The organism is Pseudomonas sp. FBCC-B1565, assembly GCF_059133265.1.
The window spans coordinates 3676663-3691520 of the sequence record NZ_CP101438.1 but is presented as its reverse complement, the minus strand read 5'-3'; the positions used below and the strand labels follow the sequence as shown (position 1 = coordinate 3691520).

General features: G+C 62.5%; 10 protein-coding genes and 1 pseudogene. 4 read left to right on the top strand and 7 right to left on the bottom strand.

Features of this window, described 5'->3' with window-relative positions; genetic code table 11:
* Nucleotides 1-21: 21 nt before the first annotated feature.
* Nucleotides 22-1524: a glycine betaine/L-proline transporter ProP gene (gene proP / locus NL123_RS17340; protein WP_494355901.1), complete on the bottom strand. Its 1503-nt coding sequence runs from the start codon at nt 1522-1524 to the stop codon at nt 22-24.
* A gap of 306 nt (nt 1525-1830) precedes the next feature.
* Here proP and NL123_RS17335 point away from each other — a divergent pair, with 306 nt between their 5' ends.
* Together NL123_RS17335 and NL123_RS17330 are read left to right on the top strand one after the other, a co-directional pair.
* Nucleotides 1831-2352, top strand: coding sequence for a GNAT family N-acetyltransferase (locus NL123_RS17335; protein ID WP_248481254.1), 522 nt, complete (start codon nt 1831-1833; stop codon nt 2350-2352).
* 149 nt (nt 2353-2501) lie between these two features.
* On the top strand, nt 2502-3905 hold the full coding sequence (locus tag NL123_RS17330; RefSeq protein WP_248481256.1) for an MFS transporter: 1404 nt from the start codon (nt 2502-2504) through the stop codon (nt 3903-3905).
* A gap of 37 nt (nt 3906-3942) precedes the next feature.
* Here NL123_RS17330 and NL123_RS17325 read toward each other — a convergent pair whose 3' ends face one another.
* The 3 genes from NL123_RS17325 to NL123_RS17315 form a co-directional block, all read right to left on the bottom strand.
* Nucleotides 3943-4863 carry a bifunctional helix-turn-helix transcriptional regulator/GNAT family N-acetyltransferase gene (locus NL123_RS17325; protein ID WP_248481257.1) on the bottom strand — a complete coding sequence of 307 codons (921 nt, stop codon included), beginning with the start codon at nt 4861-4863 and terminating at the stop codon, nt 3943-3945.
* A gap of 70 nt (nt 4864-4933) precedes the next feature.
* Entirely contained in the window at nt 4934-6226 is a 1293-nt protein-coding gene (locus NL123_RS17320) for a PQQ-dependent sugar dehydrogenase (protein ID WP_248481258.1), read from the bottom strand.
* Nucleotides 6223-6636, bottom strand: coding sequence for a DUF2231 domain-containing protein (locus tag NL123_RS17315; protein WP_248481259.1), 414 nt, complete (start codon nt 6634-6636; stop codon nt 6223-6225). The genes NL123_RS17320 and NL123_RS17315 overlap by 4 nt, the downstream gene beginning before the upstream one ends.
* Before the next feature lie 174 nt (nt 6637-6810).
* On the opposite strand from NL123_RS17315, the gene NL123_RS17310 reads away from it, so the two are divergent.
* The gene (locus NL123_RS17310; protein WP_494355900.1) at nt 6811-7839 is read left to right on the top strand and encodes a UV damage endonuclease UvsE; all 1029 of its coding nucleotides are present in this window, start codon (nt 6811-6813) and stop codon (nt 7837-7839) included.
* A gap of 48 nt (nt 7840-7887) precedes the next feature.
* Nucleotides 7888-8367: a P-loop nucleotide/nucleoside kinase family protein gene (locus NL123_RS17305; RefSeq protein WP_248481261.1), complete on the top strand. Its 480-nt coding sequence runs from the start codon at nt 7888-7890 to the stop codon at nt 8365-8367.
* A gap of 57 nt (nt 8368-8424) precedes the next feature.
* On the opposite strand, the gene NL123_RS17300 is transcribed toward NL123_RS17305, so the two are convergent.
* The 3 genes and pseudogenes from NL123_RS17300 to NL123_RS17290 form a co-directional block, all read right to left on the bottom strand.
* The gene (locus tag NL123_RS17300; RefSeq protein WP_428842195.1) at nt 8425-9129 is read right to left on the bottom strand and encodes a methyl-accepting chemotaxis protein; all 705 of its coding nucleotides are present in this window, start codon (nt 9127-9129) and stop codon (nt 8425-8427) included.
* Nucleotides 9130-9327: 198 nt separating this feature from the next.
* Nucleotides 9328-10281, bottom strand: a pseudogene (locus NL123_RS17295) (cache domain-containing protein); the annotation flags it as partial.
* A gap of 232 nt (nt 10282-10513) precedes the next feature.
* Nucleotides 10514-14488: a bifunctional nitrate reductase/sulfite reductase flavoprotein subunit alpha gene (locus NL123_RS17290; RefSeq protein ID WP_494355899.1), complete on the bottom strand. Its 3975-nt coding sequence runs from the start codon at nt 14486-14488 to the stop codon at nt 10514-10516.
* Between the last annotated feature and the right edge of the window lie 370 nt (nt 14489-14858).

The window sequence follows — 14858 nt, the reverse complement described above, 5'->3', positions numbered from 1 at the left end:
GCCGCCATGCAGGGTCAGGCCTTAGTTGATACGCGGATGCTGCTGCACCAGGTTCTGACGCTTGGCTTCCAGTTCGGCAATCTCGGCGTCGATGTCTTCGATCTTCTGCTCGATATTGTCGTGATGTTCCTGCAACAACTCCTTGGCTTCTTCCATGTCCGACGCCGCCGGTGCGGCGCCACGCAATGGCTTGTTGGCGGTTTCCTTCATGGTCAGGCCGGTGACCAGGCCGACCACGGCAAATACCATCAGGTAGTAGGCCGGCATGTACAGGTCGTTGGTGCTTTCCACCAGCCAGGCCACGGCGGTCGGCGTAACGCCGGCGATCAATACCGAGACATTGAACGCGCTGGCTAATGCACTGTAGCGCAAGTGGGTCGGGAACATCGCCGGGAGGGTCGAGGCCATAACGCCGATAAAGAAGTTGAGGATCACCGCGAGGATCAGCAGCCCGGCGAAGATCAGCCCGATTTTGCCACTGGTGATCAGCATAAAGGCGGGAATGGACAGGAACAGCAGGCCGATGCTGCCGGCGATGATGAACGGCTTGCGGCCGATCTTGTCGCTGATAAAACCGATGAACGGCTGCACGAACAGCATGCCGACCATGATCGCGATGATGATCAGCACACCGCTGTTTTCTTTGTAGTGCAGGTTATGGGACAGGTAGCTCGGCATGTAGGTGAGCAGCATGTAATAGGTCACGTTGGTGGCTGCGACGATACCGATGCAGGTCAGCAGGCTGCGCCAGTGCTTGGTCGCGACCTCCTTGAACGAGACTTTGGGACCGTGGGTCAGGCCTTCGCGGTCGCCTTGTTCCATTTTGTCCATGTGCTGCTGGAACGCCGGGGTTTCCTCTAGGGCGTGACGCAGGTACAGGCCGATGATACCCAGGGGCAGGGCAAGGAAGAACGGCAGGCGCCAGCCCCACGACTCGAAGTCGGCTTCGCCCAGGATGCTGGAAATCAGCACCACCACGCCGGCGCCCAGCACGAAGCCGGCGATGGAGCCGAAGTCCAGCCAGCTGCCGAGGAAGCCGCGCTTGCGGTCCGGCGCATATTCTGCGACGAAGATCGACGCACCGGTGTATTCGCCACCCACCGAGAAGCCCTGGGCCATTTTGCACAGCAGCAGCAGGATCGGCGCCCAGATGCCAATCGAGGCGTAGGAGGGGATCAGGCCGATGGCGAAGGTGCTCAGGGACATGATCACGATGGTCGCGGCCAGGACCTTTTGCCGCCCGTATTTATCGCCCAGTGCACCAAAGAACAGGCCACCCAGGGGGCGGATCAGGAACGGCACCGAGAAGGTGCCGAGTGCAGCGATCATTTGTACGCTGGGTGAGGCGTCAGGGAAGAATACTTTGCCCAGCACATAGGCGACAAAACCGTAGACGCCAAAGTCGAACCATTCCATGGCGTTACCCAGGGCGGCGGCGGTAATCGCCTTGCGCACCTTGGTGTCGTCGACGATGGTGATGTCTTTCAATCCGATGGGCTTGACGCTTTTCTTACGTAATTTCATGCGGGGCACTCTAAAGCAGAACAGGGGAGGCGCCATCACTGCGATGGCACCGCTCTGTCACTTCAGATACAAGTGGACATGAAATAATTCACCCGTATTTTGCTTTTTTTGCATTCTTTGCGGTGAGCGGGCTTAGTGGTGAGCGGACCTGTTGTGGTGAGCGGGCTTGCCCCGCGCTGGGTGGCGCAGCCACCCCAATGTAATCACCGCATTTCTTCAGACAAAATGCGGTGCTTGGTGTTAGGGCCGCTTCGCGCCCCAGCGCGGGGCAAGCCCGCTCACTACAGCCACAGAGGAGTAATCCGCATGTCCGCCGGCTCACGCCTGACCTATCGCCAACCACAAGCGAACGACCTGCAGCGATTGTTCGCGATCTTCGGCGACCCGCAGACCAACCTGTTCAATCCATCAGGCCCCATGGCCAGCCTGGAGATGGCGCAACGCCAGTTGGATCACTGGCTCGCACAGTGGGCGACCCAAGGGTACGGCTGGTGGGCGATTGCACGGCGCGAGGCGCCGGACCACATCATCGGCTTCGGCGGTATCGCGCCCCTCGACTACCTGACCGAGCGGCGCATCAACCTGGGTTACCGCTTTGCGGTGGAAGCCTGGGGGCAGGGCTATGCCACCGAGTTGGGGCATGACGCGTTGGCGCTGGCATTCGACAGCCTGGGGTTGCCCGAGGTGTTCGGGCTGGTGCGACCGGATCACGGGGCCTCGATCCGGGTGCTGGAAAAGATCGGCATGCAGCCGTTTGGCGTGCTCGACGATGTACGGGGCAAGGCGCCCAGCCTGGTCATGCGCATTTGTCATCCTACAACTGCATAGACCTGACCTTTCAATGACCCTCGCAATACCTCGATAAACGGCAATCTTTCAGATTGACAGCCGGTAGGCGGCCCGATATAAAAGTCGCAGTTGTACGACGACATATGACGTTACATATGTCCTACCTAACAAAAATAAAAAGTGATGCCATGAACTTGAACGAGCCCATCCACGCGCACCGCGTTGGCCAAGCGGTAGGCAACTATCGCTGGACCATCTGCGCGATGCTGTTCTTCGCAACGACCGTCAACTACCTCGACCGCCAGGTGCTCAGCCTGCTCGCGCCGCAGCTGTCCACGCAATTTGGCTGGAGCAACACCGACTACGCGAACATTGCGGCGGTGTTCCAGTTTGTCTATGCGATCTCGATGCTGTTCGCCGGGCGCTTTGTCGACAAGATCGGCACCAAGGCGGCCTATGTGGTGGCGATTGGTATCTGGTCCACGGGCGCCATCATGCATGCGTTCTCGGTGCCGATGGGCGAGGGCATCGCCGCCATCAGCGGTGCGATTGGCCTGGCGGTGATCCCGGTGTCGATTGCTGGCTTCATGCTGTCCCGTGCGGTGCTGGCGATTGGCGAGGCGGGCAACTTCCCGATTGCGATCAAGGCCACCGCCGAGTATTTCCCCAAGAAAGAACGCTCGCTGGCCACCGGTATCTTCAACTCCGGCGCCAACGTGGGCGCGATCCTGGCGCCGATCTGCGTGCCGTTGATTGCCGGTCTGTGGGGCTGGGAAGCGGCGTTTATCGTAATCGGCGGGCTCGGGTTCGTGTGGGTCGCGGTGTGGATCGCGCTCTACCGCAAGCCGGAGGAGCAAAAACGCCTGTCGGCCGCAGAACTGGCCTATATCCGCAGCGACCAGACCGTGCAGCCCTTCACCCCGGTAGCGGCCAGCGCCGTGGAGAAAAAGGTCTCATGGTTCAAGTTGCTCACCTATCGCCAGACCTGGGCCTTTGCCTTCGGCAAGTTCATGACCGATGGCGTGTGGTGGTTCTTCCTGTTCTGGCTGCCCACCTACCTGTCAGCGCAGTACGGCATGAAAGGCGCGGATATCGTCATGCCGCTGGCGGTGCTGTACAGCATGACCATGGTCGGCAGCATCGGTGGCGGCTGGTTCCCCAGCTACTTCATGGCGCGCGGCGATGCACCCTATGACGGGCGCATGAAAGCCATGCTGGTGATCGCGTTGTTCCCGCTGGTGGTCTTGCTGGCGCAACCGTTGGGCTATATCAGCTTCTGGGTGCCGGTGCTGTTGATCGGCGTGGGCGCCTCGGCACACCAGGCCTGGTCGTGCAACATCTTCACCACGGTGTCCGACATGTTCCCGCAGAAGACCGTGGCCTCGGTGGTCGGCATCGGCGGCATGGCCGGCGGCCTGGGTGGCGTGGTGATGACCAAGATCGGCGGCTGGGTGTTCGACTACTACAAGTCCATCAACGACATCCATACCGGCTACATGATCATGTTCGCGATCTGTGCGCTGGCCTACCTGGTGGCCTGGAGCGTGATGAAGACGTTGGTGCCGCGCCACAAGGAAATCACCGACCTGTAAGGTCTTATGTCCCGCGCCGCAACGGCGCGGGACCACTTTAAAGCGTGAGCGCCCAGGTCTGGCTGACCAGGGATTTGCCGAAGCTGTCTATCGTTTCTTCCTCGACCAACGCGAACCCGGCCTTCTGATACAGCTTGCGTGCATCGCCGAGGATGTCCACCGTCCACAGTTGCATGCGTTGGTAGCCGACCTGCCGGGCAAAGCGCACACACTCATCCACCAGCCGTTGGCCGATGCCCATGCCGCGCGCACTGGCGTCCACGTAGAGCATGCGCAGTTGGGCTGTGGTTTCGCCGTGGCGGATAACGAACACCGAGCCCACCACTTCGCCGTCCTTTTCCGCGATCCAGCAACGCTCGCAGGTTGGATCAAACGCCCTCAGGTACTTGGCGACCGTCTCCGCTACTAATGCTTCGAACTCCCAGTTCCAACCATATTCACGGGCATACAACGCGGTCTGTTGCTGCACCACCACGCCCATGTCGCCGGGTTGTGGATCGCGTAGCAGATAGCTGGGCGCCGTGCCTTGCAGCAGGGCCTGGATGCGCTTCATGGCTTCGGTGAGCTGGCGTTGCTGGGGTTCGGGCAGGCTGTCGAGCAGGGTGATGACTTCGTCCTGGGTTTGCTGCTCCAGAGGTGCCAGCACGTCGCGGCCGTGATCGGTGAGGTGCAACTGCACCGCACGGGCGTCGGTCACGGAGCGGACTTTCTGGATCAGGCCGCGTTTTTCCAGCCCGCCCACCAGCCGGCTCAGATAACCGGCGTCCAGGCTGAGCATTTGGCACAGGTCAGCGCTGGTGAGGTCGCCACGGGTAGACAGCTCGTACATCACGCGGATTTCGGTGAGCGAGTAATCGCTTTGCAACAGGTGTTCCTGCAGTACGCCGATTTGATGGGTGTAGAAACGATTGAAACCACGCACGATGCCGGCGCGCTCGACAAGCAGAGGGGTGGACATGCTGGAATGCTCGAATGGTTGCCTGAAGCAATTATATTGTTGCTTAAGGCAACCATGTCAAACAGTTTGCTTAGCGGTTGCGCGTCACCCGCCAGACGGTATTGGCCAGGTCATCCGCAATGATCAGCGCACCTTTCGGGTCCACCGTCACACCCACCGGGCGCCCACGGGTCTTGCCGTCGTCGCCGCGAAAGCCGGTGGCGAAGTCGATGGGCTCACCGGACGGCTTGCCATTGCTGAACGGCACGAAGATCACCTTGTAGCCCACCGGGTTGTCGCGGTTCCAGCTGCCGTGCTCGCCGACGAATACGCCATCGGCAAACTGCTCGCCCATCTGCGGGATGGAAAAGTCCACGCCGAGGGCGGCCACGTGGGAGCCCAGGCTGTAGTCCGGCTTGATCGCGGCGGCCACCTTGGCCGGGTTTTGCGGCTGGGCGCGCGGGTCGACGTTCTGGCCCCAGTAGCTGTAGGGCCAGCCGTAGAACGCGCCTTCACGTACGGAGGTCAGGTAGTCCGGTACCAGGTCCGGGCCCAGTTCGTCGCGCTCGTTGACCACTGTCCACAGTTGCCCGGTGTCCGGCTGGATGGTCAGTGCCGTCGGGTTGCGCAGGCCGGTGGCGTAGGGCTTGTGCGCACCGGTGGCGGCGTCGATCTGCCAGACCATCGCGCGGTCGATTTCGACTTCCATGCCGCGTTCGGTGACGTTGCTGTTGGAGCCGATGCCCACGTAGAGCTGGCTGCCATCGGCGCTCACGGCCAGGGATTTGGTCCAGTGATGGTTGATCTGTGCCGGCAGGGCGGTGACTGTGCTCGGCGGCCCGCTGGCTTTGGTCTGGCCATCGGCGTAGTCGAAGCTCACCAGTGCGTCTTGGTTGGCCACGTAGAGTTTGCCGTTGGCAAACGCCAGGCCGTAGGGCGCATTGAGGTTGTCGGCGAACACGGTCTTGAGTTCGTAGGTGCCGTCGCCATCGGCGTCGCGCAGCAGGGTCAGGCGGTTGCCGCTCTTGACCTTGGTGTTGCCCTCGGCCTTGATCAGGCTGGCGATCACATCCTTGGGCTTGAGCTTGGCCGCACTGCCGCCACGGCCTTCGGCAACCAGGATGTCGCCGTTGGGCAGCACCAGGGTCTGGCGCGGGATGGCCAGGTCGGTGGCAATCGCGGTGATGCTGTAGCCGTCCGGCACCTTGGGTTTCTGCTCGCCCCAGGGCGCGGGCTCGGCGATCTTCATGCTCGGCAACAGGCTGCTTTGCTGTTCCGGCAACTTGGGGTCGGGGCCACGGGCCTGGGTCTTGTCGCCTTCACCACCGCAGGCGGTCAGCAGCAGGGCGGCGCTCAATAGCGTCAATGTGTTGGACGTTTTCATTTGACACCTCCCGCACGCAGGCCGGTCCAGGTGGCGGCCAGGGTCAACAGCAAGACAATAGCCGACAGGATCAGGCCGCCGGGCATCGAGGCGTAGGCGTCCTTGGCATGCTGGAAAGCATTGACCAGGCCGAGTACCCAGGTGGCCAACAGCAACAGCACATAACGCGTGGGTTGCCCGGCCTTGCGCTCGGCGCGCAGCAGGTTGACCAGCGCGAACAGAAACGCGAAACCGGCGAACACCAACGCACCGGCGATCAGCCAGGAGGCGAAGTTGGCCCACTGAATCTGGTAGGTCTGGGTGTAGGCAATGTCGCTGAGCAAGGCTCCGAGAAACAACGGCACGGTGCCGGCGAGCAAGGTCGCATGCAGCGGCCCGGGGGCGTAGCGGTAGGCGGGGAGGGTAGTCATACGGGGGCGGCTCCTTGTTGTACAACGCCCCTGGACGGGGCAGCGCATAAGAAGTGAACGCAGCGCCGGTGAGAAAGTTCAGCGTGAAACGTTTCGAAATAGTGGGAACCGCGCTGGGTAGACCCCGGACTAACCCCGTATCATTCGCTCCTTTTTCCTACGCCAGGCGCCTCCATGACTCACCCTCGCATTGGCTTCGCGTGCCAATACAAACATCCCGAACGGCTGTTGTCGGCCAGCGCCCAGAAGCTGATCGAAGGCCCGTTCAACCCACGCACCACCACGTTGCGGTGGATGGACAGCGTCACACCGCAGGTGGCCCGGGACAAACTGGTGGAAGTGGTCACGCATAACCTGGCCGCCCAATTACGCTTGTTGGCGTATGTCGCCGAACTGCCGTCGCCCTTGCGCATGTTGCGCTTGAGCAGCGATCTGTTGCCGTTCTACAGCCACCCCAAAGTGGCCAGCGTCTACCAGGACCCGGCTATCGAGCGTCAATTGATAGAGGGGTTTGCCGCCATCGGCGAGCTGGCCCGCGCCTCGGATATCCGTTTGTCATTCCACCCTGGCCAGTACTGTGTACTCGGTTCGGAAAACCCCGGAGTGGTGGAAAACAGCCTGGCCGAATTCGAATACCACGCCGACATGATCCGCATGATGGGCTATGGCCGGCGCTTCCAGGACCTCAAGTGCAACGTGCATATCGCCGGCCGCCTCGGTGTGGAAGGCACCCGCGTGGTGTGGTCGCGCCTGTCGGAGGTGGCACGCAACTGCATCACGTTCGAGAACGACGAAAAGACCTATGGCCTGGACCATTGCCTGCAAGTCGCCGACCTGGCACCGGTGGTCCTGGACATCCACCACTGCTGGATCAACGAAAACGACTACATCGACCCCCACTCGGAGCGGGTCGCCCGGGTGATTGAAAGCTGGCGTGGCGTGCGCCCGACCATGCACTACTCCCAACCCCAGGAGAGCCTGCAGGAGCTGGGCTTCGACGCCGAACACAAGCTGGAAATGGACGCGCTGTTGCAGGTGGTGTCCAAGCGCGACCTGTACGCCCACAGCGCACAGATGTGGAACCGCTGGACCAACGATTATGCGCTGCAGTTTCTCGACCGCTTCGACATCATGCTCGAAGCCAAGGACAAGAATGTCGCGGCCCTGGCGTTCTACGAGCATTGGAAACGGGGCGTTGTGTGATCAATCCATGGCGGTCATGCTGGCGGGACTGACATAAGGAACCGCCCCATGCCCACCCTGCATTTGCTCTGCGGCAAGATCGCCTCCGGCAAGTCCACGCTCGCCAAGACCCTCGCCACTGAGCACGCTGCCATTGTGCTCAGCGAAGACCACTGGCTCGCCACGCTTTACCCCGGTGAAATCCACGCCATTGCGGATTACATCAAATGCACCCAGCGCATTCGCGGCGTACTGGGCCCCTTGGTGATCAATGTGCTGCAGTCGGGCCTCAACGTGGTGCTGGATTTCCCCGCCAATACAGTGGCCAGTCGCGAATGGCTGCTGGGGTTGGCACACGCCGCCAAGGCCCGGCACTGCCTGCACTACCTGGAGCTGGATGACGCCACCTGTCGGGCCAGGCTGCATGCGCGCAACGCTCAGGGTGAGCACGACTTTGCCGCCACTGATGCTGAGTTTGATCTGATTACACGCCATTTCAGTGTGCCGAGCGAGGCTGAAGGCCTGGTGATCGAGAGGCATCACCCATGAGCCCGGCGCAATCGCGCATCTGAGCGTTTGCCATGTGGCGCCAGATCGCCGACTTCATCAGGACTTGAAGCGCCCCACCAAGCCATTGAGTTCATCCGACAGCGTCGACAAGCGCCCCGAGTCATCCTGCGCCGAGTTGGCCAGGCTCTCTACCAGGCGCGCCTCGTCGTAGATCTGCTGGATATGCCGGTTGATCTCTTCGGCCACGCTGTGTTGTTCCTCGGCGGCGGCGGAGATCTGCAGGTTCTGGTCGCGGATCTCGTTCACCGACGTCTGGATACCTTCAAAGCTGTCCCGCGCACTTTCGATGGACGACACACTGGCCCGCGACAAGTCCAGGCAACTGCCCATCTTCTGGGTGACTTCCTGGGTCTTGTTTTCCAGGGTGCCGAGCAGTTGCTCGATCTCACCGGTGGAGTCGGACGTGCGCTTGGCCAGGGCACGCACTTCATCGGCCACCACGGCGAAACCCCGGCCCTGGTCGCCGGCACGGGCGGCCTCGATGGCGGCGTTGAGGGCCAGCAGGTTGGTCTGTTCGGCAATCGCACGGATGGTGCCGAGGATCTGGTTGATGCTGCGGCTGCCGGCTTCCAGCTCGACCATGGCCTGGGACGACTCAGTGAGCCGGCGCCCCAGGCGGTTGACGTTGTCGGTGGTGACTTCGATCTGCTGCTTGCCTTCGGCCACGCGACGGTGGCCATTCTCGGCGGACTCCGCGGCGCCGCTGCAGGAACGCGCGACTTCGTTGGCGGTAGCGACCATTTCATTGAACGCGGTGGACACCAATTCAACCGCTTCACGCTGGCGCCCGGCCGCCTCGTTCATGTTGTGCGCCACCTCGCTGTTGACCTTGGAGGCGTTGTGCAAATTGGCCGAGGCTGCGCCGATGTGCTGGATCAGTTGGCGGATCGCCGCGAGGAACTTGTTGAACCAGCCGGCCAGTTCGGCGGTTTCATCCTTGCCCTGTACGTGCAGTTCGTGGCGCAAGTCACCTTCGCCCTGGGCGATGGACTGCAACCCGGTGCTGACCTGGCCGATGGGCTTGACGATGACCTTGGAGAACGCCGCCGCGATCAGCCCGAAGATCAGCACCAGCACGCCGACGATGATCGCGGTGAGGTAGGTCATGCGCGTGGCTTCAGCCATGACTTCGCGGTGTTCGATCAGGCCGATGTAGCGCCAGCCGAGGCCGGGGGAGGTCCACACGTTGGCCATGTAGCGTACGCCGTCGATCACCACCTCGGTGGAGCCTTGGGGCGTGTCGGCCAATTGCGCATACGGCGCCCCCAGGTCCTTGAGCGGCTTGAAGCTGTGGGCAGCGTCACGCGGGTCCACCAGCACCACGCCGTCTTCGATCAGCATTACGTAGCCGCTTTCGCCCAGCTTGATGCTCTTGACCAGTTCGGTGAGGTTTTTCAGCGACACGCTGACCACGAACACGCCCTTGGCCTTGCCGTTCTCCAGCATCGCCCGGGCGGTGCCCACCAGTGCTACATCGTCCTTGTCATAGTAATAAGCCGGGGTGCGCACGGTCTTGCCGGGGCTGGCCATGGCCGCCTTGTACCAGGGGCGGGTGCGCGGGTCGTACTTGGCCAGCTGGGGGTCATCCGGCCATTTGGCGTAGGTGCCGTCTTCCAGGCCGATGGACAGGATCGCCGCCGCCGGGTGCGTGGCGCCGAAGCGCGCGAAGCGCTCGATCACCGCTTGCGCCTCGGCCGGCAGCGGCTGGCTGGCGGCATCGGCGGCCTGGTAGTTCTTTAGCGTGCTGACAGACGTGTATACAGGATCCGTTGCCATCTGATCGACGTTTTGCAACGTGCCATCGAAGAACTGGCGAATGTTGCCATCGATCTGGCGGATCTCCCGGGTACTGCCATCGATGAACTGATCCACCGCCTGGGTCCGTGTGTTCATGACCGAAATCACGGCCACCAGGCTTACCGGAATAAATGCAACGGAGACAAATGCGAGGACCAGCTTATTTTTTATTTTCATCGAGACGACCATCAGCGTGAAGGGCGGCCAAATCGCTGCGTTCCCTGATCAGGATTCAGGCGATTTGCTATCACTGCTGTTTCGGCCCGGTACCGGTAAATCTTTAGGGTTTTTTGTACACAATACAAAGTGCATATTGTTCTGTATCCAATCAGTACACATCACGCAGATAACGCTTCTGTTCGCTCAACTGCCGCCAGTACTCCACGGCGCCTTCCACGCCAAGCCCGCCGTGGGTTTGCGCGATCTGGCGCAAGGCCTGGTCGACGTCTTTGGCCATGTGGCTGGCATCGCCGCAGATGTACAGCCTGGCGCCCTCCTGTAGCCAGCGCCATAGCTCGGCACCCTGTTCGCGGATGCGGTCTTGCACATAGATCTTCTGCGTCTGATCGCGGGAGAACGCCAGGCTCAGGTGGGTGAGCAGGCCATCGCGCTGCATACCTTGCAACTCGTCCTGGTAATAGAAGTCGCTGGCGGCATGCTGTTCGCCGAAGAACAGCCAGTTGCGCCCCTGATGACCCAGCGCTCGGCGCTCCTGCAAGAACCCACGGAACGGCGCGATGCCAGTACCGGGGCCGATCATGATCATCGGCACCTCGCCGTCGCTGGGCGTGCGGAAGTGTTTCGACGGCTGCACGAACAGAGGCACTTCCCCGTCACCGGCGCGGTCGGCGAGGAAGGTCGACGACACGCCTTTGCGCTTGCCATAGCGCACGGCGGCCACGGTGAGGTGCACCTCCTGCGGGTAGGCCTTGGCGCTGGAGGCGATGGAGTACAAGCGTGGTTGCAGGCGCTTGAGGGTGCCTAGCAATTCATCCGCCGAGCATTCGATGGGGTATTCCTGCAGCACGTCCGCCAGTTGCCGGCCCCACAGCCAGTCATTGAGTTCGGCCTTGTGCTCGGGCTTGAGCAAGTGCTTGAGGCCTGGGTCGGCGCTGCGCTCGGCGATGAAGGCCAGGGTGTCGCTGCTGGGCCGGGCGATTTCAAAATGCTGGGTGAGGGCCTGTTGCAACGGCACATCGCCGAAGGTGTCGATGTTCACGCTGGCGTTGGCGCTCAGGCGGGTGAGGTCGAGCAGTTCGCTGACCAGTTCGGGGCAGTTGCGTGGCCGTATGCCCAGGGCATCCCCGGCTTCATAGGTCAGGCCGGAGTCGGCCAGGTCTAGGGCGAACTGGCGGGTTTCCTTGTGCGCGCTGTGCGGGTTGAGGTGGCGGTTGAGCAACAGGCGTGAGCCGTACAGCTTGGTTTTACCGGCGGGGGTGGCCGGTGCCATCGGCTTTGCCGGGTTGAGGGTCTGCTGGAACCGCGCCAGCCAGGCATCGGCGGCGGCTTCGAATTCAGTGTCGCAGTCCACCCGTTCCAGCAGGCGGGTTGCCCCCAGTTCCAGCAGGCGCCGGTCGAGTTGCTTGCCGTGGTTGCAGAACTGGTCGTAGTTGGGGTCGCCTAAAGCCAATACCGCAAAGCGCAACGACTCCAGGCGTGTCTCGGCGGTGCGCAGGCTGTGCCAGAAACCTTCGCCGTTGTCGGGCGGGTCGCCGTCGCCAAAGGTACTGCTGATCAGCGCCAGGGTGTGGGTGCTTGCCAGCTTGCTCGCGGGGAAATCCGCCATCGCGCTCAGTTCTACGGTGATGCCTGTTTCGCGCAGGCGCTTGGCAAAGCGTTCGGCCAAGGCTTCGGCGTTGCCGGTCTGCGAAGCCCACAACAGGGTGACGGCCGGGGAGGGCGCAGCGAGGGATTCTGTAGGGCTGAACAGGCCGGCGAGCAAGCCGTTCAGCCAGAGGCGAGAGGCATCCGCCAACGGTGCAGTTTCCGGCAGGGTCGGTACGCCGAAACCCTGGCGTGCGGCGCTGCTGTGCAGGCCGCTGAGAAAACCGGCGAGGTAGGTGCGTTCGCTGTCGCTCAGGGCCGGTGGCGATAGGTGACGGATGCCGGTGATGTCAGCGAAGGCGTCGAGGCGCGACATGGCGGTGTCCTCTGCTACGGGGGAAGGGCGGTCGAGGAACTGGTGGTCGATCAGCTCCACGCGGCTGAGGGCGACGGCGCAGCACTTGAACTCCGGCTGCAGGGAAATCGGGTCCACCGCATCATGGGTCACCGCGTTGATCGCCAGGTGTTCGCCGAACACGTCGTTCCAGTGGAACGGCGCAAAACAGTTGCCCGGCTGCACGCGGTCGGTGACCACGGCAGGCAGCACGGCGTGGCCGCGCCGGGAGCGTATTTCGACCCGGTCCTTGTCCTTGATGCCCAGGCGGGCGGCGTCTTCGGGGTGCAGTTCGACGAAGGGGCCGGGGTTGAGTTTGTTCAGGGTGGCGACCTTGCCGGTCTTGGTCAGGGTGTGCCACTGGTGCTGCACGCGACCCGTATTGAGCACGAAGGGAAACGCGCCGTCGGGCATCTCGGCGGGCGGCATATGCGGGCGAGCGAAGAACCGCGCCTTGGCGTTTTCGGTGGCGAAGCCGAGGGTGCCGCCATGGCGGTAGCGGATCGGGTTGCGGTGCGCTGCGTCAACCGAAGCGCAGGGCCATTGCACCGGGTTTTCAAGCAGGCGCGGGTAGCTGGCGCCACGGATGTCGTAGCCGGTCTTGGGGTTCCAGGCCTGTTTGATTTCTTCAAACACCTCGGCGGCGCAGGCATAGGTAAAGGCCTCGGCAAAGCCCATCTCACAGGCGACCCGGGCGATGATCTGCCAGTCGGGCAGGGTCTCGCCGGGGGCGTCCACGGCTTTTTGCATGAGGGTCAGGTTGCGCTCGGAGTTGATCATCACGCCTTCGGCCTCGGCCCATAGCGCGCCGGGCAACAGGATGTCGGCGTAGCGGTTGGTCTCGGTGTCGAGGAAGGCGTCCTGGCTGATCACCAGTTCGGCGGTTTGCAGGCCGTTGATCACGGTTTGCCGGTTGGGCACGCTGGCCACCGGGTTGGTGCAGATGATCCAACAAGCCTTGATCTGCCCGGCGGCCATCTGCTCGAACATCGCCACCGTGCCGCTGCCGGCCTGGCGCGGCAGGCTGTCGTGGGGGATTTGCCACAGGTCCTCGATAAAGGCGCGGTCTGCCTCGACGAGCACCGAGCGTTGTCCCGGCAGGCCCGGGCCCATGTAGCCCATTTCGCGCCCGCCCATCGCATTGGGTTGGCCAGTGAGGGAAAACGGCCCGCTGCCCGTGCGGCAGATGGCGCCGGTGGCCAGGTGCAGGTTGCACAGCGCGTTGGTGTTCCAGGTGCCGTGGGTGCTCTGGTTGAGGCCCATGGTCCAGCAGCTCATCCACTCGGCGGCCTGGCCGATCCAGTCGGCGGCTTGGCGGATATCGGCTTCGGCGAGGCCGGTGATGGCGGCGACGTGCTCGGGGCAATAGTCCTCCAGAAATGGCGGCATCGCTTCCCAGCCTTCGGTGAAGTCCGCGATGAAGGCAGGGTCGGTATGGCCGTTTTTCACCAGCAGGTGCAACAGGCCATTGAGCAGGGCCAGGTCGGTGCCCGGTTTTATGGGTAGGAACAGGTCGGCCTTGTCCGCCGTGGCGCTGCGCCGGGGGTCGACCACGATCAGTTTCGCCCCGGCCTTGACCCGGTCCATCATGCGCAGGAACAGGATGGGGTGACAGTCGGCCATGTTCGCGCCGATCACGAAGAACAGGTCGGCACGGTCGAAGTCTTCATAGGAGCCCGGCGGGCCGTCGGAACCGAGGGACAGTTTGTAGCCACTGCCGGCGCTGGCCATGCACAGGCGCGAATTGGACTCGATGTTGGCGGTGCGCACAAAGCCCTTGGCCAATTTGTTGATCAGGTACTGGGACTCCAGCGACATCTGCCCTGATACATAGAAGGCCAGCGCGTCCGGGCCGTGTGTGTCGAGGGTCTGGCGCAGGCGCCGGGCGGTTTCGCTGATGGCCTTGTCCATACCGAGGCGCACCGGGTCATGGTCGCGGGCCTGGCGCACATAGGCGTTCTCCATACGGCCCGACTCGGCGATGGCCTGGCCGCAGGTGGTGCCCTTGGTGCACAGGCGCCCGAAGTTGGTGGGATGGGCCTTGTCGCCGATCACCTTGACCACTTTATTGTGCTCGACCTGCAGGATGATGCCGCAGCCCACGCCACAATAGGGACACACACTGCGTATGTTTTGGTTGGCCATCTGAAACCCGTATAAACAAAAAAGGCGCCTTGTAACCCTCCGTTCAGAACGGGGGTTACACGGCGCCTTTGTCGTGAGAGGGCAGTCTGCGTTGACTGCCCGGTTGGAGTGTTCCTAGCAAGTCACGCGCCAGGTTTTTCCTGATGCAATTTGCTGGGTGAATGGGGTTGTTGTGGTGGCCGGGCTTTTTGTGGTGAGCGAGCTTGTTGTGGTGAGTGGGGCTGTTGTGGTGAGCGGGCTTGTTGTGGTGAGCGGGCTTGTTGTGGTGAGCGGGCTTGCCCCGCGTTGGGCTGCGAAGCAGCCCTGATCCAGACGCCGCGATCTTCCAGAAAGATCGCGGCGTTTACCTTTAGGGCCGCTACGCAGCCCA